The organism is Acinetobacter sp. UBA5984 (assembly GCF_002429925.1).
Taxonomy (GTDB): Bacteria; Pseudomonadota; Gammaproteobacteria; order Pseudomonadales; family Moraxellaceae; genus Acinetobacter; species Acinetobacter variabilis.
In genome coordinates this window covers 37788-56590 of sequence record NZ_DJBE01000050.1, presented here as the reverse complement: position 1 = coordinate 56590, position 18803 = coordinate 37788, and the positions used below count along the sequence as shown (strand labels likewise).

Below are 18803 nucleotides of genomic sequence, written 5' to 3'. Positions count from 1 at the left end.
TGTACACAGTGCACTGGGTTATGTATCACCTTTTGATTTTGAAGCAATGTACTATGATAAGATTAACCCGTTAGGTCAGGTGGCCTAACTTAAATAAAAAAATCTCCGATAAATCCGGTAAGGTTCAAGGGTTTTTTCTTTTCTTATTGGTGATATCCATGACAGACAAGCCCGAGCAAAACTTAGAATTTTGCAGTGCTGAGCTGTCTAAATGTTATAACCTCAGTCATTTTAATTCTTAGATCCATCAAATGATTACGATTGATAAGCTCATATGTGAACTAGCAGAATAAATTAAGAATTTAGCTAATGTATTAAGTTAAAATTTAACTTTTCTCAAATTAGTTAAAGAACTTTGAAGAATCTATAGATGATTATCTTATAGATTATCGAGATCCAACCGAGACCCATTCAATGCAACTCAGCGCAACTTATATTTATTTTAATTTATCAGAAATGAAAGAGTATCTAGTCTGATGCAATCTCTAGCTATTCATTACAGACTCAGTTTTTTCTACTTTTTTTATTATGCGATTGTGGGCGCATTCATGCCTTTCTGGAGTCTGTATCTGGAAGATCAAGGCTTTAATTATCAGGAAATTGGGATTTTATCTTCGATTGCGATTGTCACCCGATTTTTTGCGCCATTTATTTGGGGGTGGATTGCAGACAAATCCGGGAAACGCATGTTGCTGGTGCGTATAGCTACCTGGATGGAAGCTTGTATCTGGTTCATGATTTTTATCACTCCAAATAGCTTCCAGTCAGTCGCTTTGCTCATGCTGATTTTCAGTTTCTTTCAAAATGCGATTTTGGCTCAGTTTGAAGGCGTAACTTTATTCTGGTTAGGTGAAAAAAGGGCAGAGCTCTATGGCAAAGTGCGTAAGTGGGGTTCTATTGGATTTATTATTGGCGTATTTGGTTTAGGTGCCATTTTTGAGATTATTAGCATTAGTATGCTACCAGTCTTATTACTCTGTATCTCATTTCTGGCTTTTCTCTGGTCGTTCACTATCAAAGAACCAACAGCAGCACCGACAGCACAGAAAAAACTCGAAGCTTTATGGCCGATTTTCAAGCGTCCGGTGGTATACAGTTTTTTTCTGATTGAACTGATCATGCTGTTTTCACATGCGCCGTTTTATAGTTTTTATAGTAACTATCTCAGCCAGAATGGATTCAGTACCAGTCAGATCGGATTGCTTTGGTCGGTTGGGGTTATTGCTGAAATCATTATGTTTGCCTATGCCACATTTTTTCTGACACGCTGGTCATGGCGTCATCTGGTGATGCTATGCCTGTTAATGACTGGTTTAAGATGGCTAACAGTCGGCATATTTCCATCGTCATTTCTGGCACAGTTTTTTGCCCAGACCATTCATGCTTTGAGTTTTGGCTTATTTCATATGATTGCTATGCGGGTTATTTTTCAGAACTTTTCGGCCGGACAACAAGGCCGTGGGCAGGCACTGTATAGCACCATGTGGGGCTTAGGCGTGGCGAGTGGCAGCATTCTAGCCGGTCGTTATTGGGATCAGGTGGGTGGAACATCAATCTTTATTGCTGCTGCGCTCTCGACCTTGCTGGGCCTATTGCTGGTATTTGGCTTACCCAGCAAAGTCGAACTGCAAAAGCAGGTTTAAGATACGATTGAATGATTAAATGCGGATTTTGGAATATTGATCAAACCAGGGCTGAGCCTGTTCTAATTGAGCGGCTAGTTGTAACAGTAAATCTTCACGGGCAAATGGTGCAATAAACTGTGAGCCCAAAGGCAGGTTATCTTCATTCCAGTAAAGCGGTACTGACATTGCCGGAAGGCCGGTAATATTGGCTAATTGGGTGAATGGCACCCATTGCAGGTTTTCTTTTACAATCTGATCGACCAGCTTACCTTGTGCCAATAGATGTGCCTTATTCATTTTTAATAAAGCTTTAAGAATCGGCTTCTGCCAGTTTGGTGTCTTGACTTCGCCATTTTTGGGTGCAACAGTGGCCGTGGCTGGCGTCAGGTAGAGATCATAATCATCAAAGAAATGATTCATCTGGGTTACATATTGTCCCCAATTAGTCAGATTCTGGATATATTCAATCGCCGTTGTTTTGGCACCAAAAGCAGCCAGAGCCAGAGAATCCAGTTCAAAATCGCCTGATCTGGATGGATAGCCTTTCTGGATTTCGTTCAGCATATAAGAAAACTGGCTAAACCACGTCGTAATAAAATCTTTAGCCAGTTGCATGCCATCAATCTGCGGTTGATCCTCAACGACTTCATGACCTAAAGATTCCAGTAAACGGGCAGTTTGTTCTACCGCTTTAATAGCATCTTGAGAAACAGGCGTATCGATGCTGGAACGCGTATTAAATGCGATTTTTAATTTTTTTGGTGGTTGCTGAATCACTTCCAGATAATGTGTATGCGGACGTTGAATCGTAAACAGTGAACTGCGATCTTCACCATGGGTGGCATCCAGCATTGCTGCACTATCCCGAACAGTTTTAGTGAGTACATGTTGAATGGCAGCACCATGCATTGCTTCACTCATTTGCGGCCCCCACGGTGTACGTCCACGGCTTGGTTTTAAACCAAACAGACCACAGTAGGAAGCCGGAATACGAATTGAGCCACCACCATCACCTGCACCAGCAATTGGCACAATGCCGGCTGCCACAGCAGAAGCAGAACCGCCTGATGAGCCACCGCTGTTATGTCTTAAATTCCACGGATTTTTACAGCTACCCCAGGCATCTGGCTCGGTAATGCCTTTAATTCCGAATTCAGGAGTGTTGGTACGGCCAAAGGTCACGATACCTGCCTGTTCCCAACGGTTAACAATCTCGGCATTGGTATCAGCTATATACCCAATGCGCTTTAAACCCTGACATCCATAAGACGTCGGATAACCTGCATATTCCTGAAACAGGTCTTTGACTAGAAATGGAACACCGGCAAAGGGACCTGACAGATCTTGCCGGGTACGCTGCAAGGCATGCTCATGCATGGGAATAATAATGGCATTGATTTCAGGATTAATATTCGCACTACGTTCTAAAGCGACTGATAAAAGTTCACTTGAATGTATCTGTTTATTTTTAACCAGTTCAGCCAGTCCTAATCCATCGTATTGTAAGTATTCTTCAAATTTCATCTGCATTCCCTAGCGTTGATATTGTTATAAGGTTGTAGAGGGTTTCAGTTCAGGATGCAAGCACCACCTGATTACGTCCCAAGTGTTTGGCCTGATATAAGGCCTGATCTGCGGTATTGACCAGTTGCTGTAAATCTTGAGAAAGTGGCGCATGTTGATGCGTAATCCCGAGACTCACGGTAATCGATAAAGGTGAGCCATCAGGTTGATACATTGGCGTTTTAGCTACCAGTTCACGAATACGCTCAGCAATAAATTGGGCTTTAGAAGGTTTAGTATCCCAAAGCAAAATGACAAATTCCTCACCACCAATACGCGCAAACAGATCTTGAGAACGTAAATTAGAACGGATGATTTCAGCAAAGTGTTGCAGTACTTTATCGCCCACATGATGGCCAAAATGATCGTTTAAACGTTTGAAATGATCAATATCCAGCATAATCAGGGAGAACTGCACACTCTTGGAATGTTGTAGTAAATATTCACCTTTCTGCAAGAAAAAATGCCGGTTCATGGTCCGCGTCAGACAGTCATGATTGGCCAAATACAATACGCGTTTAAATAGGTTGTTACGGTTCTGACTGATAATACACAGGATCAGCGGCGACAATGCCAGCATAAACAGTCCGATCCTTAATGAGATATAAATGGTCGAGTCTGCCAGCGTATCATGTGTAGTGGTATAGAACTGGGTCAGGCTGTAATACATCAAAATGATTACAAAGGCATTAATAATTGCAATCGTAAAGATGCGATAGGTCAGTGCTGCCCAGATTAAAGCTGCTAAAGGATAAAGCAGGGCACCTGGACCGACAAAAATATTGCTCAGGATAATACACAGGATTACCGTGCCTGCTGGCAGTAAATAACTCAATGAGTTCTGCTTCTTTCTGCGGTTTTTAAATAAATATTTGAGATCTTTGGTTCTAGGAAAGGCCAGAAAAAGCGGCAGGACAATAATGTAATTTACCATTTCGCCTGTCCACCACAGCCCAAAATCTATCCATAAATTTTCCTTGGTCATAAAGGAATGGGGAAGATTGGGTAAGGTCGCAACGGCAAACACTGCACTGGCCAGGCATCCTGCGAATGCACAGATGCCGAACATATGCACGAAAGTGAAGCCAGTATTGTAGTACTTATAATTGATCTGGAAATATCGGATAAAAAACAGCGATACAATAGTACTAATCAAGTTGGCAAGCGTTAGAAACAGACTCTGTAAAAGATTATTACCTGTCGCCAGATCAGCAAGCATGAACGCACAGAAAGCACCTAGCCACCCGCCCATATTGTTTAAATGGGGGAAGCGTAAAAACATGGCCAGTAAGGCAGCATTGGCAGGCCAGAGTATGGCTAAGTAATCCTGTGTCCTGGTCATAATGCTAATCAAACAAGTCACTAAAATAATGAAAAGAATGACCAAGTAGGCATATGTTTCAGGATTCAAGTTCCGGTCTGTGATTCGAGGTATTCGCAAATCTAAGTCCTGTATCTAATTTTTATTTGTGAAATATCACTTTGTTTGGGAAATGCTTTTTACCCAAAAGTACAACTTTATTCTTGGAATAATCTGTTTTTACTTACGTTATCAATATACGTTTGTATACGAAATATATACAAAAAAATTAAAAAAGGAAATCCATGTTTTTAAACTATAATGATAAAAATTTGTTTTATTTCGGTATTTAAACTGATGCAGAGCAGAATATGATCCCGAAAAATATGATAAGTTAAAATTAATTATTAGGATTGAAACGAAGCCTGTGAATATGAAAAAAACCTGTCTTGGCCTTGTCTTGCTCATGAGCTCATCTTGGCTAATGGCAACAGAAAATAATAATCAAACTGCAAATAGTATTGCGAAACCTCTCGAAGTTCCGAATACTTTTACCATTAATACTCGTCCTGAAATTGTTGGGCTATGGGGAATGGAAATTCCAGATAATAAAAAATGTGTTGAATACTATAATTTTAAAGGTAATAACAATGTAGTCATTAAAAGTGGTTCAGAATGGACCACAGGGCTGTATGACTATCAGCCTTCACAAGATCCGGCTGCACAGATACCAGCGTTGATTATGCAGGTTAAATACGATAATAATGAAAAAGACTGTTCCGGCAATCAGGTAGATCAGTCAGGTGAGATTTCGCAGTATTTTGTGAAGTGGCAGAATTCCAATACCATTAATTTCTGTGCCAATGAAAAAGCAGAACAATGTTTTGCTGTGCTTCGACGCATTTTGCCTTGATTGAAGGCTAGATATAAAAAACCGCTGACTTCAGCGGTTTTTTATTAGATCATGTCTCAAATCAAGCTTTTTCTTTGTCTTCAGCACCTTCAAGCTGCTTTAACAAATGTTTTTCCAGATAGTGAATATCCATTGCATGTTCACAGAAATTTTCATCCTGAAGAATCAGATCTTTGTGTAATGGAATATTGGTTTTCACGCCTGTCAGAATCATTTCATCCAAGGCCTGTTTCATGCGCGCAATTGCAGTTTCACGATCTTTACCATGGGCAATCAGTTTGGCAATCATAGAATCATAATACGGCGGGATGCTATAGCCTGGATAGATATGAGAGTCTAAACGGATACCTGCGCCACCTGGCGCATAGAAGGTCTCGATTTTGCCCGGAGATGGCATAAAGTTCGATGGATCTTCTGCGTTGATACGACATTCGATCGCATGACCTTGAACACGTACATCTTCTTGCTGGATATCCAGACCTAAGCCAGCTGCAATACGTAACTGCTGTTCAATGATGTCGATACCGGTGACCATTTCAGTCACAGGGTGTTCCACCTGAACACGGGTGTTCATTTCAATAAAGAAGAATTCACCTTCTTCAAACAAGAACTCGAATGTACCGGCGCCACGATATTGCATCAATTTACAAGCATTGACACAGGCTTCAAGAATGTCAGCTCGAGCCTGTTCTGGCAGGTTAGGCGCTGGCGCTTCTTCAAGTACTTTCTGGTGACGACGCTGTAAAGAACAGTCACGGTCATATAAATGGATCGCATGACCATTACCGTCGCCTAGAACCTGTACTTCGACGTGACGCGGTTTTTGCAGGAAACGTTCCATATAAACCGTGTCATCACCAAACCACATTTCAGCATCACGCTGCGCAGCTTGTACTGATTCAAGCAGGGTGTCTACACGTTCTACAATACGCATACCACGACCACCACCACCGGAAGCCGCTTTCACGATGAGCGGGAAACCAATATCTTTGGCTTCAGCTAAGGCATTGTGAATGGTCACCGCATGATCGCAGCCAGGTACAGTTGGTACACCTGCTTTTTTCATGGCAATAATCGCAGAAACCTTGTTCCCCATCAGGCGAATATGTTCTGGACGTGGACCAATAAAGATAAAACCAGAACTTTCTACGATTTCGGCAAATTCAGCATTTTCAGATAAAAAGCCATAACCAGGGTGGATGGCATCTGCGCTGGTGATTTCAGCGGCTGTAATCAGAGCTGGAATATTCAGGTAACTGTCACTGCTCGCGCCAGGACCGATGCACACGGCTTCATCACAGAAGCGTAAGTGCATCAGGTCTTTGTCAGCGTCTGAATAAACACCGACTGTTTTAATTCCTAAAGTTTTGCAAGCTCGGGCGATGCGCAAGGCAATCTCACCTCGGTTTGCAATTAAAACTTTTTGCAACATTATGAATCCCCGAAGTGATTAGGCGCGGTAACGGAAAAGTGGCTGACCAAACTGAATCACTTCACCATTTTTCACCAGAATTTCTTCAATCACGCCGCTTTGAGTTGCTTCAATCGGGTTCATGATTTTCATTGCTTCAATGATACCCAGTGTTTCGCCAGCAGAAACAGTTTGGCCAATTTTTACAAAAGGTGCTTCACCTGGGCTTGGAGCTGCATAAAACACGCCAACCATTGGAGATTTTTCAACTGCACCACGAGGAGATTTAGCTGCAGGGACGTCAGCTGCAGGTGCAGGCATTGCAGGAACAGCTGCTGCAACTACTGGATTACGACGAGTCAGAGCGATCGACTGATCACCTTCCTTAACTTCAATCGCCTGTAAGTCAGATTCAATCATCAAATCGATGAGCTTCTTGATTTTACGGATATCCATGAGACAGTATTCCTAATTAAGATTGTTTAGAAGATTGTATTTTTTCAATGACATAGTCGAGTGCGGCAGCATAGCCTTTTGCACCTAGACCACAGATCACGCCAATAGCTTTATCGGATAGATATGAATGATGTCGGAATGCCTCACGTGCATGGACGTTAGACAGGTGGACTTCAATAAACGGGATTGCCACGCCAAGAAGTGCATCACGAACTGCAACTGAGGTATGCGTCAGGGCAGCAGGGTTAATAATGATATATTGCACGCCGTCTTGTTGGGCTTGATGAATTCGGTCAACAATTGCGCCTTCCCAGTTGCTCTGGAAAGTGTCAAGTTGTAAAGTAGCTTTTTCAGCCTGAGCAGTGAGCTGCTGATTAATATCTTCTAGAGTTAAATAACCATAAACTTCGGGTTCGCGCTTTCCAAGCAAATTTAAATTCGGTCCATGAATAACCAAAATGGTCGAAGTCATCTATGGTGCTCCAGTTAAAAATTTTCAGGATGGGTTTGCAAGATGTCTACAAACTTCGCCTATTATGGCATGAATTCCTACATTATTTTTATAATTTCTTTGAATTGACATAGAAAAGCATGTACCAAGCAGTGGCCATATAATGAAAACTTTGCAAGCATTTAGCAATGTTCAAAACTACCAAATCTTCGTCTTTTACATCATTTTTATATTTTAGATGAATTGGCTGAATTGTTACATTTATGCTGTGTAAGTTAGACCTCAATGTTTATTCATAATTCTTTTAAATTGTGTGTTTATTCGGCAATGGCTAGTCAAAAATAAAAATTATTACTCGAAGTCTCTGCTCATATCAAAAATTGTGGTGATCATTAAAAGACCGGGTTTTCATTATATTTTTGGATGAATCAAAATTTTATTCTATTCATTATTATGTAAATTAAAATATCAAACTTGGAATAAAAATCAAAAAGTTATTTGATAAATGGTGTGAACTAAAGTTTATTATTGAATGGGTTTTATTTCGTTAGCAAAGTAAATAGCACATTATCTTTGTGCAAAAAGAGATAGGCTCATTGCTACTGAACAATGGCTAAATGATGCTGCTCGCAAACGTAAAATTAAAAACTTATAATTCTTCATTAATCTTTTACTGGTCTCGTCTAATATTGACGAATGTGCTCAATTTTCTAAGTCTTACCTTTATTTGTAATTCTTTATGTTCGTTCAATAACATTGGCAAAATGGCACTTCATGTATAGGCGTTGTTATTCATCTGAATGTTGCCTATGTTTTTAAATGATGAATTTTTAAGCTTAAAACTGAGATGGTATGCGGAATTAGAAGGATAAATGGGATAGCTAAGTTCAGTGAAAGTGCAATATGAATAGATATTCTGGATTAAAAGCTAATGGTATTTGATTGTATTTTGAACATATATTGATTGTATTGGCTATGCAGAATCACAGAATAAAACCCAAGCAGAATTGATAAGCTATAATAAAGATCCCGTCAAAATACTATCGAAGCTGTTATGACACCTGCATGCAAATTATTAAAATCTCAAAAAATTGAATATAGCATTCACGAATATGAACATGATGCCAATGCCAAAAGCTTTGGTTTGGAAGCAGCAGAAAAGTTAGGGCTAGCAGTCGAAGAAGTATTTAAAACATTATTGGTCACGGATGAAAAGCAGTATTTTGTGGCAGTTCTTCCAGTCAACCATCAGTTAAACCTGAAAAAAGTAGCATCAGTCTTTGGTTGTAAAAAGTTACAAATGGCTGATCCGAAACAGGCAGAACGTCTAACGGGTTATCTCGTCGGTGGGATTAGTCCGGTCGGGCAGAAAAAACGCCTGAAAACTGTCATTGATGCATCAGCGGAACAGCTGAATAAAATTTATGTCAGTGGGGGTAAACGCGGGCTGGATATTGGTTTAAGTCCTGCGGATCTGGCTAAGGTTCTAGATGCAAAATTTGTGGATGTATTAGATATCTAAAATTTTCAGTATTCTTCAATAAAACTATCTTACTGAGAAGCGTTCATATCAATGGACGCTTCAACTTTTCTGGGTTCCCATATTTCTATTCTGTCGGAAAATTCAGCATGGTTTTTTCTTCATTGTATAGTGGATGATTGAGATCCACGACCTGACTGTGGATTGAACAAAAATAAAAATAATAAAATAGAAAATATGGAGAATACTGCATGGAAATCCAGAAAAAACGATTATCACGGTTCTGTATGAGCTTGTCCACGATGGCCATGCTCTCAGTCTTTTCAACTGCACAGGCAGACTCGTCTACCTAGCCTCAGCCACCCAATTCCCAGCAAGTTTTCTTTGTGGGGAATAACTGGGATGGAACAGTTACAGTGATTCGATCTTCAGGTGACTTTGGCAAGGTTGGTGTGATTAACATGATTCCTGATCGAAAGGAGCGTCTGAAGAGATTTACCTCAATCCAATCAAATTGATTGCCTATACCTATATTCAAACTACTGCGGGTGAAAGTAATGATCAGCTGGTCGACGATATGTATTCCACGCCAGATGGACAGTCAGTGGTCGCATCCCGTCCAAGTTTTGCCGATGCGGTCTCGATTAACATCAAGACCGGCAAGATGAACTGGCGTACTCCAGTTGAAGGCTTCAGTGCGGATCACATGGCAGTTTCACCAGATGGCCAGCGTGTCGCGGTTTCTGCATCATCCGGAAATGTGGTGCATGTACTGGACATTCATACTGGTAAGGAGCTTGGTCGATTTGCGACAGGTGATAAACCGCATGAAAATATTTACTTTGATAATGGCAAAAAAATTCTGAACTCGGCTATTGGTAATGTAGAAACCTTTCTTGATGCGCAGTGGCAGGATTTCACCAAAGGTAAACGCTATATCACTATTGCAGATGCCAATACCCATCAGGTGCTTAAGAAAATTGACTTTAGACCGGTATTGGATGCGTTTGGTCGAAAGGATTTATCTAATTCAGTGCGGCCGATGGTTTTTAGCAAAGATGAAAGCAAACTCTATGCTCAGGTATCATTTTTTAATGGTTTGATTGAGTATGACTTAAACCAGAATAAAGTGACCCGTATTGGTCAGTTGCCAGGTAGCGATAGCATTCCCAAAGATCGTACCAAATGGGTGAATGATTCCCGGCATCATGGTTTATCCATCAGCGCAGACGGTGAAAAACTCTGTTTTGCGGGCACGATGGATAATTATGCCACTATTGTGGATCGTCAGAGTCTGACTGCCAGAAAATTAATTCCTGCAGGTAAACCATACTGGGCTACCAGAAGTCCGGATGGCCGTAGCTGTATCATTTCAGAAAGTGAAACGGATGTGGTGACCGTAATTGATTTCACGACAGGAAATAAAGTGACCAGTGTGCCTGTAGGAAATCATCCACAGCGTGTCCGGATCGGTTATGCCCCAGCAGACTGGTCTACGCCGTAGCAAATAATGGCTTAAAAAGAGCAGTGTATTATGGACGTTGCTCTAAGCATTGTAGGTGGCATATATGAGGAACAAAACACTTACTTTATATCTGCTGGCGGGAATGTTGTTAACCGGTATTCTGGTTGGGATTGCTTATCAGGTTCATAAGGATATCTATAAGGCAGAATTCAATATATTGAAACCTGATGATCAGATGACTTTTCCAGCAAAGTCACTAATTATTTCCAGTTTAAATCCTGAAACAGCTGTACCGGCAAGAACCGCTGGGCACCCGGAAATGGATTCTGAACAGCAAGTCTTATTACAACAGAGAAACCAGCTTTATCTGGATTTTACCCAAATGATGAATGGCTTAAGTCAAGGTGAAAAGCCAGACGAACGCCAGCTAGATCGTTTGCTGGTACAGCAGCAGAATCTGGTGAATGCCCAGGTCGTTGCTCCAGAAGAAGCGAGAGCTCAAATAGAATTTTTACAGAAAGCTCTGCCTGAAATCTCTCCACAGCTGGATCAAGCCTTAAATATATTGGATCAGAAAAGTTTTTAATCTTCCGGTTTAAAGCTTTACTTAGCTGTGAATACAGATCATAAATAAGCTTAATAAGAAAAAGCCCGTTAAAACGGGCTTTTTCTTCATTCATTTTTTAGATTAAAACTTATAAGCAGTTCGCGGGTTTCGGGATACCAGCCAGTCGGCTTAAATGACGTGCCACTAAACCTGTATTAAACTTTTCCTGCAATAAGGCATTGTTAATTTCCGGACTCACTGTCTTCATCAAAAACTTAATCAACGGGCGGGTTGCAGGAGAATGCCCAAACTGCTGATAAAATTGACGGACCGCCTGTAGCACTTCAAAATGCCAAGGAGTAAGTTGAAGTTCTAGTGTATCTGCCAGTACTTGGGCAACGTCTTCATTCCAGATGGTGTAATCAACTAAATGACCATCTTGGTCTAGTTCTAGATTCATATATGACTCATGGATTATTTCATTGAGATGCAGCGACAAAATTTCAGACATAGATCTGCAAATTCGGAGTAGTCGAGTAAAGCAACATTTCCCGATAAAGGTGATATCAGAGTTTCTGCATCATTTTTCAGGATATAAACTTGCGGCAGTTGCTGTACGAAGGCATGGTCCAGATACAGCACTGATTCTCCCATCAGGACCACCTGATCATCTGAAGCATGGAGCTTTGCTAACTGATCAAGGACTGACACCGTCGCTGCATAATCTGACTGGATCAGGTAAAGGGTTTGATCTGACATTTATCTATCCTTCGTCCTTACCAATACAATACGTGATCAAATTTTTGAACGAATTCTGAATTGAATTCAATCAACTCAATCTCCTGTTCGCTTTGCTTTACAAAAGGAGAGTCCTGATTTTTCTGTTCAACCAGAATAGGTGTCAAGTCATAAAATTCGAAACTATCCACCAGATTTGAAGCCAGTTTAAAGGCATGTTTAAGCTGATCAAACTGGAGTTCAGAATGTAAAAGACTCAAAGCAGCACCTTGTAATAGCACTTTCACTTCAGTGCCGAAGGTCGCCAGTACCATCGTAGCAGACAGGCTTTCATGCACCTGCAAGCTGTTTAAGTTGGCTTGGGTTAATATAACAAGTACAGATTTCACACAAGATTCCTTTTAAAAGCAACACATCCTGAAAAATGAAGCATCTAGAATTGAATTAGACGTTGTGAGGACTGAACAGCATCAGCAAGCTCGCCTAGACCGACTAATTCAAAACCATCAGCAAGATTATGTTGCTGAATATTGTGACGTTGAGCATTTTCCTGATCTGTAATCCCACGCGCTAAGGCTGCACTGACACAAACGGGTAAGCGGATATTCAGATCCTGCCAGGAACGTGTGAGATGACGCTGGTCGTCGGGCACCCATTGCAATGCATTTGCGACCGACACGCCATCTTGATAGAAAAATACACGGAAAGCTTCCTGTTTATGTTGTAAAGCTTGGGCGAGTCCAAGCGCATGCCAGGCATAAATAGAAGTCGGTGCGGAGGTAACAAGAATTAAGGTGCTCATCGAAATTCACTACAGGCTTGATCAACGCGGGATGATGATCTTGGCTACAAAGAAAGTAGGTAGTATACAATGATTTTAGATGATCTTTTCTGATAAAAAGACAAAAAATAAAATATAATCAGATTTAATTCTAATAAAAACAATAATTTAAAACAGTATGTTAATCCTATCCCGTCACTAAACCATACCCAAAACTGCACAAAATCCCTTCTATATCCTTTCATTTTTTTACTTTACCGATAAAATGCAAAGTAATCTGCACCAAATCTGCACCAATAAAATGAAAATACCCAAACCCATCCAGCGAGGGTCCAGCTGGCGCATCATTGTCACTTTTGACAAGAAAAGATATTCAGCCACCCGAGACACAGCGAAGGAATGTGAACAGTGGGCCTATAATAAATTGCTTGAACTTCGGTCTGGTAAAAAGGCAATAGAACAAGGCGAAAAGCCGGATTATCCATTTAGGGAACTTTGTGCCAAATACTATCAAGAGCATGGCCGACACATGCGGTCAGCACGAACGATCAATTTTAAAATTAAAAACCTTGACCGGATTGCACCAAATTTAGCTGACAAGTCTATTTATGATTTCAAGCCTGCTGACATTGCAGAATGGCGAAATAACCGTAAAAAAGAAGTGAAGATAGCAACACTCAGGAATGAACACGCCATTTATTCAGCCGTGTTTACCTATGCCATGAAAGAACTGTTTTTGATTGATTCTAACGTCTGGCATGCGGTCACCATGCCGAGCAAGGAAAAATCCAGAAGCCAGCGTATTACAGAAGAAGATCAAGAATTGTTGCTAAAGGCGTTAAGTTGGGATGGATCCACAACACCAGAAACATCACGCCACTATGTAGCATGGGCATTTCGATTTGCTCTGGAGACCGCCATGCGTCAGGGTGAAATACTGGCAATGCGTAGGAAGGACATTAAAGAAGGCTTTGTGCATTTACCGATGACAAAAAATGGTGAATCCAGAAACGTGCCTTTATCTGGTGAAGCCAAAAGACTGCTTTCTTTATTACCTAAAGGAACAGATAAACTTCTGCCTATTGATAAACAGATATGTTGTGCTACATGGATGAGAGCAAAGAAAAGAGCAGGGCTTACACATATCAACTTCCATGATTCACGACATGAAGCCATCACAAGAATGGTGAAGGTGAGAAAATTACCGGTTGAAGTGCTAGCCAAAATTACTGGCCACAAAACTATCTCAATGCTGGTGAATACTTATTACAATCCAGATGCTCAGGATTTGGTAGAAATGTTTAACGACAGTGAGAGCTAATTAGCTCTCGGTCTGCCTACTTTAACTTTGGTCGTCAGCAGGTCATGGGCCAACTTTGGATTGTATAGCGCCTTGCCTTGTGTGCCTTGATTGATCGAAACTAATTTTTCTCGAATCGTGGTCACTGACAGATTGTATTTTTGAGCCAGATAAGAAGCTGAAACCAGTTCGACTTCAACCTCTTTAAGCTCCTTCACTATTGCGCCACCAATATTCTGGCCTAGCATGATTTGAGGCGGTCTTTCAGCTTCTACAGTGATGTTGTAACGAGCCATTAAGTTACCTCTTTTAAACTTTGTTGTACTGATTCCGGTAAACCAAACACATCCTTAAAAGCCTGATCAAAACCACCGTCAGCAATAAATCTATCAATAACGTTTTCTTCCTGACCTTTGGATACAGCAATGTTTTCTTGAACTTCAGTCACTGTTTTTCTCCTGCAGTTTTAAATATTCAAATTTCGCATCAGCCCAGTTTTTAGCATCGTATGGGCTTAAACCTTTTTCTTCACACCATTTGGTGCACCAGAGAAACTGAGCATCGTCATAGGGAGTTGGCTTAACTACTTGATTAGTACTATCCATCACGCCACCTTCATAATCTGATTAGCCACAATCTTTGCTAAGTTTTCGCTGGTTTCATTCGAAACATTCGGGCAGCGCAAATGCATTTCATATTCATCAAATAGCATCTGGCATGCTGCATTACCTGTTAAATCATTCTTTAAAAACACATAGCTCAGTGCTTTACGTGTGCCTTTGCCTGAAAAAGTAGAGCTACCATCTGCAAGTTCTTTCTTTGCATAACCCAGCTTTTCCAGCCAAAGTTTGAAACCAGCTTCATGTTTCTTTTTGATTTTGAAAATCATCTCAATCCCCAACATTTTTTGATTTTGGAGCCATGCTGGATTAGCACGACTCGGGTTTTAGAGGAATATTGATAGATCATGAAGCTTCACCAGTTTCACTAGCTTGGATCAAAATCTCTTTGCGCTGTGCATATATGCCGAGTAATTCTTGATGATCAGCGGGAAGTAATTTAGCCGCAGGAATTGCTGGTGCTAATCGCTCCAAAGCTTCTACTGAATTCATGTCATAGATCCGATTGATCAGTACCTGTTTCTTTTTGGTATAAAGCATATCGATTGGATAGCTTGATTTTCCATTGCCTGACATCGCATCCTTGCAAATAGCTTGTTGAACGTCTTTAGTGGCTTGATGTTCGATTTCTTCAATTATGTTTAGTTGATCGGGTTCAACTAGTTCTTTGATGACTGACTCAGGTTCAACCTTAGGCGTGTATTGCTCAGGATTCAGTTCAAGCAATTTATCTTCAGTCTGCTTGCACAAATGCTGTTGATCTTTTTGATCTAAGTATCCATTAGCCAGAAATACGTGGCGGAATGAAAGAACGTCATCAACCTTAGTAAACTGGTCAATTTGCGCTGTAAACTTTTCAACCAGCTTTACCGGGTCAGTTTCAACCGAATCTTCTTCAGTTTCTGTAGGTGCTTCAGTATTAACAGTGGCTTCTTGCTCTATGGCTTCAACAGATTGAACTACTTCTAGCTCAGGCCGTTTCTCAATATTTGGTGCAGCATTATCTGGACCAGTTGGAATACCAGGCTGTTCAGTATCTTCCTTGGCTTTTCGACTACGACGTTTCTTTTCAGGCTTGTAATGACTTTCTATCGTCAAAGGGTAAGCAATAGTTCGCCCAAGAAGTTTACCAATTGCTTGTAGCTGTAATTCAGCATTCTCCTGATCCATCTGGGCAAAACCATTTTTTATACATTCAACATACTTTCCAGATAGTGAAGTGAATTGAGTATGTGCAATGTGATTGGGATAAACCAAGAAAATTTCCTGACCTTCCACCACGTCATCAAGAGTTAAAGGTTTAGCAAACGTAATACCAGCCAGCTCCATGGTCTCAACCTTGATGCAGAACTCATAGCCTGGCATAGCGAAAATAGTGGCAGGGAATTGAGATAGATCATCAAAATCCATTGATTCACCAACAGTGCGGCATATGATATTTCGGCCAGCCATCATTGCTTCAAAAGCTTCTTTGCTATTTAAAATCTTCATGCTGACCATCCTTCCATATCTGATTTCGCCTGACAGGCATTTAAAATTTGTTGTTCGTACTTTGTGCCTTTGAAGTAATCCGCAGGCCGATTTAGATCATTAACGTGACTAGCATTCTGGATATCCTTCAATGCAGCTTGATAATCATTTTCTAGACGTGCTTCATTTTCAGCATGTAGTTGCTGTTCGTTAGCCTGTTGTGCTTGTTGATTGCGCTGAATAATGGAATGAATACCGGCGCATGTTTCGTCAAACTTCTGCTGTTGGACATCATGAAGACTGTTTAATCCTCGCTTAGCACAGTACTTTTCAATATCAATTCCAGCTTGTTGCATAAGTGCTTCAAGTTCTAAGAACTGATTGCCGTTGATGCATGCGTTAGCGGATCCAGAGTTCAACCACTGTTTAAGCAATACTCCAGCTTGCTCAGAAAGAAGCATGGGTTCATTAAAAATTCGGGTACGGTCTTTTGTTCTAACTGCATAGTTGTCGTGAGTTAGATCTAGAACAGTGGTGAACTCATATTCAATACCGTCACGCTGTTCAGCTTTCATTCCAACCTTTTCAACTTTCTTTTTACCGTTACCTGCATCAACCTGAACGGTATCCATCTTACTGCGTATGGTCACAATAATATTGATGCTGGATTGAAGCATTGCATCGATAAACTTGCGGTGTCTTGGGGTAACTTGGCTCCATGCACCCCAGCTATTACCTTTGAAAGTTGTACTGGCGAGCTTGTCGACAATTTCCAAACAGCCACCAACACCGGACCACTCATGAGTAATACTGTCCAGAATTAAGGTGTCAAAACCAGCTTTCTCTGCAGCCTGGATAGCATCAATAAATTTTTCAGGAGTGTAGGGAGGTTGAATATTTGCATGTTCAAACTCAACAACATCTTCATATAGCTCAGCGCTACTGTTCTCGGTATCAGCGACAGCAATTTTTCCACCAATCCCTTTAGCCAAAAGAAGTGCGCCTAAGGTTTTACCTGAGCCAGTAGGGCCAGCCAGAGCAAGGCGTAATTTCGCGTTTTTACGTTCCGCTTTCTTAAAAAATACAGTCGACATTACACAGCTCCTGGATGACGGTTTTTGCGTTTAAAGTTCTTATAGTCCTCAGACCCAAAGAAGCCGGTACTTTCTAAAACTTGATGTCGTTTATTTTTGCGCATGGCGACTCGCGCATTTTCCAAACCATCTAGAATCCACTGTGGAGCTGCGGACTTATCCATTTTCTTCAGCGAACCGTCAGGCTGGATGGAGTAGATCAGCGTATTGCAGAAATAGTCAGCAATAGTTCCTGAGCTTTTGACACGTAAAGCGAAGTAGCTCACCCGATTTTTACCAACCCTGTAAATCTCAAGTCCTTCAAACGTCTTGATGTATTCAGAGAAGTAACGATGAGTTGAGCCAAACTCTACTGGCATTGGAATGACAGGTAGTTCATCTGCTTTGAATTGCAGGAAACCAGTGTAAAGATCAGCAAAATTAACTTGTGCTTGGTCATTAAGCGGGGACCAATCATCAGAGCCATATTCACACCAGTAAACCAGCTGGCCATTCAAAAGTGCTTCAAAGATTTGATCGGCAGATTTAAGAATCATGACTGCACCTCCACCAGACGGTGTTTCATGATATAGCCAGCGATCATTGCGTTGATTTCGCGGTGATCCTGATAATCAGTGAAGTCGTTATAAGAATTGCCATTGGCATCGAATACCTTGATTTCACCCAGTTCTATCACTTCTACATTAGTGAACTCGGAACCTGGCACACCGTAGTCGTCTGGATGTGCTGCAACTTCAAACGAAGTGATTTCCAAACGGAAGCCATCTAGATTAAGGGTTGCTTCACCGCGTACATCGTCCAGCATTTTTAAAGAGGCTATGCCGTATTCAGACTGAATGTTTTGAGCTGGTGCTGCTTGGCTAGTGCCAAAGTCCGCATGCCAACCAAACGCTAATGCGCTTACAGTTAAGGCAGTAGCAACAAGAGTTACCTTGAGGCTATTGTGTGGAGTCAATTTTGCATTCATAATNNTGGGTTGTTTGGAGTTTGTTATGGATAAGCTAAATTACTTGACAGTAGAAAGCCTGCAGCATGATCCGCGTGCTCATATGGTTAATCGTTTAATTTTTAATGGCGTTACAGACGCAGAGGTGCTGATTAGTGTTACTGATAAGCTCTTAAATTTTATCGGAGAAAGTGGATTGTTTGATAAAGCCACACAGGATGAGAGGGCTTTATCAAACTGGCGCAAGGATATGGTTGATCGCTTAATGCTTCAAGGTCTTACAGACGCTGAGGTTATAATAAATACCGTAAATAAACTTTATGTTTTTTTGGTTAAGCAATGAATTAAGCGTGATTGATATTTAACTTATTTAAGGTAGGTGAAAATAGTCGGATCTTTTTCAAAGTATAAGATGCTGTACTTGTTACCACGTGATTGTAAATAATTCTGAATATCTGCCAATAAATTAGAGGACTCACTTAAATTAAAAATAAATGAATTTAAGCTAATGCGCTCAAAACCAGAAATTTCTCTCCTGTTGAAACTTTTAATTTCCTCATCAGAGATATTGAGACCATTAATTATAAGCAAGGCTTTCATTCTTTTCTCCACCCGATCCAAGAGCCGCTCGGGTTCGCGTTTT

General features: G+C 40.9%; 24 protein-coding genes and 1 pseudogene. 7 read left to right on the top strand and 18 right to left on the bottom strand.

Annotated features, from left to right (window positions below; translation table 11 throughout):
* Positions 1-476 precede the first annotated feature (476 nt).
* The gene (locus tag B3J29_RS07705) at positions 477-1643 is read left to right on the top strand and encodes an MFS transporter (RefSeq protein ID WP_286964851.1); all 1167 of its coding nucleotides are present in this window, start codon (positions 477-479) and stop codon (positions 1641-1643) included.
* Between the two features lie 15 nt (positions 1644-1658).
* Here the strand turns inward: B3J29_RS07705 and B3J29_RS07700 are convergent, their stop codons facing one another.
* Complete coding sequence (locus B3J29_RS07700; RefSeq protein ID WP_004785962.1) at positions 1659-3149, bottom strand: amidase; 1491 nt, start codon at positions 3147-3149, stop codon at positions 1659-1661.
* Between the two features lie 49 nt (positions 3150-3198).
* Positions 3199-4629, bottom strand: coding sequence for a sensor domain-containing diguanylate cyclase (locus tag B3J29_RS07695; RefSeq protein ID WP_286964849.1), 1431 nt, complete (start codon positions 4627-4629; stop codon positions 3199-3201).
* 325 nt (positions 4630-4954) lie between these two features.
* Here B3J29_RS07695 and B3J29_RS07690 point away from each other — a divergent pair, with 325 nt between their 5' ends.
* On the top strand, positions 4955-5401 hold the full coding sequence (locus tag B3J29_RS07690) for a hypothetical protein (protein WP_286964847.1): 447 nt from the start codon (positions 4955-4957) through the stop codon (positions 5399-5401).
* A 61-nt stretch (positions 5402-5462) separates the two neighbouring features.
* Here B3J29_RS07690 and accC read toward each other — a convergent pair whose 3' ends face one another.
* The 3 genes from accC to aroQ are packed head-to-tail and all read right to left on the bottom strand — an operon-like array spanning position 5463 to position 7740.
* Positions 5463-6833: an acetyl-CoA carboxylase biotin carboxylase subunit gene (accC, locus tag B3J29_RS07685; protein ID WP_286964845.1), complete on the bottom strand. Its 1371-nt coding sequence runs from the start codon at positions 6831-6833 to the stop codon at positions 5463-5465.
* Positions 6834-6851: 18 nt separating this feature from the next.
* Positions 6852-7268: an acetyl-CoA carboxylase biotin carboxyl carrier protein gene (accB, locus tag B3J29_RS07680; RefSeq protein WP_004785952.1), complete on the bottom strand. Its 417-nt coding sequence runs from the start codon at positions 7266-7268 to the stop codon at positions 6852-6854.
* Between the two features lie 16 nt (positions 7269-7284).
* On the bottom strand, positions 7285-7740 hold the full coding sequence (gene aroQ / locus B3J29_RS07675) for a type II 3-dehydroquinate dehydratase (protein ID WP_004785950.1): 456 nt from the start codon (positions 7738-7740) through the stop codon (positions 7285-7287).
* Between the two features lie 1033 nt (positions 7741-8773).
* Here aroQ and ybaK point away from each other — a divergent pair.
* The 3 genes and pseudogenes from ybaK (at position 8774) to B3J29_RS07660 (ending at position 11250) form a co-directional block, all read left to right on the top strand.
* Positions 8774-9241: a Cys-tRNA(Pro) deacylase gene (ybaK, locus tag B3J29_RS07670; protein ID WP_286964844.1), complete on the top strand. Its 468-nt coding sequence runs from the start codon at positions 8774-8776 to the stop codon at positions 9239-9241.
* A gap of 260 nt (positions 9242-9501) precedes the next feature.
* A pseudogene (locus tag B3J29_RS07665) lies at positions 9502-10703 on the top strand (YncE family protein).
* A 64-nt stretch (positions 10704-10767) separates the two neighbouring features.
* Positions 10768-11250 carry a hypothetical protein gene (locus B3J29_RS07660; protein ID WP_286964843.1) on the top strand — a complete coding sequence of 161 codons (483 nt, stop codon included), beginning with the start codon at positions 10768-10770 and terminating at the stop codon, positions 11248-11250.
* Between the two features lie 109 nt (positions 11251-11359).
* Here B3J29_RS07660 and B3J29_RS07655 read toward each other — a convergent pair whose 3' ends face one another.
* Genes B3J29_RS07655 through tusD form a run of 4 tightly spaced genes read right to left on the bottom strand, consistent with a single transcriptional unit; the run spans position 11360 to position 12751 of the window.
* The gene (locus B3J29_RS07655) at positions 11360-11671 is read right to left on the bottom strand and encodes a TusE/DsrC/DsvC family sulfur relay protein (RefSeq protein ID WP_005235445.1); all 312 of its coding nucleotides are present in this window, start codon (positions 11669-11671) and stop codon (positions 11360-11362) included.
* A 14-nt stretch (positions 11672-11685) separates the two neighbouring features.
* A complete protein-coding gene (locus B3J29_RS07650; RefSeq protein ID WP_286964842.1) occupies positions 11686-11970 on the bottom strand; it encodes a DsrH/TusB family sulfur metabolism protein in 285 nt (94 codons plus the stop codon).
* A gap of 17 nt (positions 11971-11987) precedes the next feature.
* Positions 11988-12338, bottom strand: a complete 351-nt coding sequence (locus B3J29_RS07645; RefSeq protein WP_004785939.1) for a hypothetical protein — start codon at positions 12336-12338, stop codon at positions 11988-11990.
* Between the two features lie 44 nt (positions 12339-12382).
* Complete coding sequence (gene tusD, locus B3J29_RS07640; protein ID WP_004785936.1) at positions 12383-12751, bottom strand: sulfurtransferase complex subunit TusD; 369 nt, start codon at positions 12749-12751, stop codon at positions 12383-12385.
* A 280-nt stretch (positions 12752-13031) separates the two neighbouring features.
* Between tusD and B3J29_RS07635 the strand changes: the two genes are divergently transcribed.
* A complete protein-coding gene (locus tag B3J29_RS07635) occupies positions 13032-14051 on the top strand; it encodes a tyrosine-type recombinase/integrase (RefSeq protein ID WP_286964841.1) in 1020 nt (339 codons plus the stop codon).
* On the opposite strand, the gene B3J29_RS07630 is transcribed toward B3J29_RS07635, so the two are convergent.
* From B3J29_RS07630 to B3J29_RS07595, 8 genes are all read right to left on the bottom strand, one after another.
* Complete coding sequence (locus B3J29_RS07630) at positions 14048-14326, bottom strand: DNA-binding protein (protein WP_180053630.1); 279 nt, start codon at positions 14324-14326, stop codon at positions 14048-14050. The two genes, B3J29_RS07635 and B3J29_RS07630, sit on opposite strands and share 4 nt — an antisense overlap.
* Positions 14326-14478 (bottom strand): hypothetical protein, encoded by a 153-nt coding sequence (locus B3J29_RS07625; RefSeq protein WP_179992479.1) that lies wholly within the window; start codon positions 14476-14478, stop codon positions 14326-14328. The genes B3J29_RS07630 and B3J29_RS07625 overlap by 1 nt, the downstream gene beginning before the upstream one ends.
* Positions 14471-14635 (bottom strand): hypothetical protein, encoded by a 165-nt coding sequence (locus tag B3J29_RS07620; RefSeq protein ID WP_180003601.1) that lies wholly within the window; start codon positions 14633-14635, stop codon positions 14471-14473. The genes B3J29_RS07625 and B3J29_RS07620 overlap by 8 nt, the downstream gene beginning before the upstream one ends.
* On the bottom strand, positions 14635-14919 hold the full coding sequence (locus tag B3J29_RS07615; protein ID WP_257227228.1) for a hypothetical protein: 285 nt from the start codon (positions 14917-14919) through the stop codon (positions 14635-14637). The genes B3J29_RS07620 and B3J29_RS07615 overlap by 1 nt, the downstream gene beginning before the upstream one ends.
* Positions 14920-14995: 76 nt before the next feature.
* Positions 14996-16141 (bottom strand): hypothetical protein, encoded by a 1146-nt coding sequence (locus tag B3J29_RS07610; RefSeq protein WP_034171180.1) that lies wholly within the window; start codon positions 16139-16141, stop codon positions 14996-14998.
* Positions 16138-17214, bottom strand: a complete 1077-nt coding sequence (locus B3J29_RS07605; protein WP_286964840.1) for an ATP-binding protein — start codon at positions 17212-17214, stop codon at positions 16138-16140. Before B3J29_RS07605 ends, B3J29_RS07610 begins: the two co-directional genes overlap by 4 nt.
* Positions 17214-17750 carry a hypothetical protein gene (locus B3J29_RS07600; RefSeq protein WP_286964839.1) on the bottom strand — a complete coding sequence of 179 codons (537 nt, stop codon included), beginning with the start codon at positions 17748-17750 and terminating at the stop codon, positions 17214-17216. The genes B3J29_RS07605 and B3J29_RS07600 overlap by 1 nt, the downstream gene beginning before the upstream one ends.
* The gene (locus tag B3J29_RS07595) at positions 17747-18181 is read right to left on the bottom strand and encodes a hypothetical protein (protein ID WP_286964838.1); all 435 of its coding nucleotides are present in this window, start codon (positions 18179-18181) and stop codon (positions 17747-17749) included. The genes B3J29_RS07600 and B3J29_RS07595 overlap by 4 nt, the downstream gene beginning before the upstream one ends.
* Positions 18182-18206: 25 nt before the next feature.
* Here B3J29_RS07595 and B3J29_RS07590 point away from each other — a divergent pair, with 25 nt between their 5' ends.
* Positions 18207-18503, top strand: coding sequence for a hypothetical protein (locus tag B3J29_RS07590; protein ID WP_180031395.1), 297 nt, complete (start codon positions 18207-18209; stop codon positions 18501-18503).
* A gap of 23 nt (positions 18504-18526) precedes the next feature.
* Here the strand turns inward: B3J29_RS07590 and B3J29_RS07585 are convergent, their stop codons facing one another.
* A complete protein-coding gene (locus B3J29_RS07585; RefSeq protein WP_180011278.1) occupies positions 18527-18760 on the bottom strand; it encodes a hypothetical protein in 234 nt (77 codons plus the stop codon).
* Positions 18761-18803 lie beyond the last annotated feature (43 nt).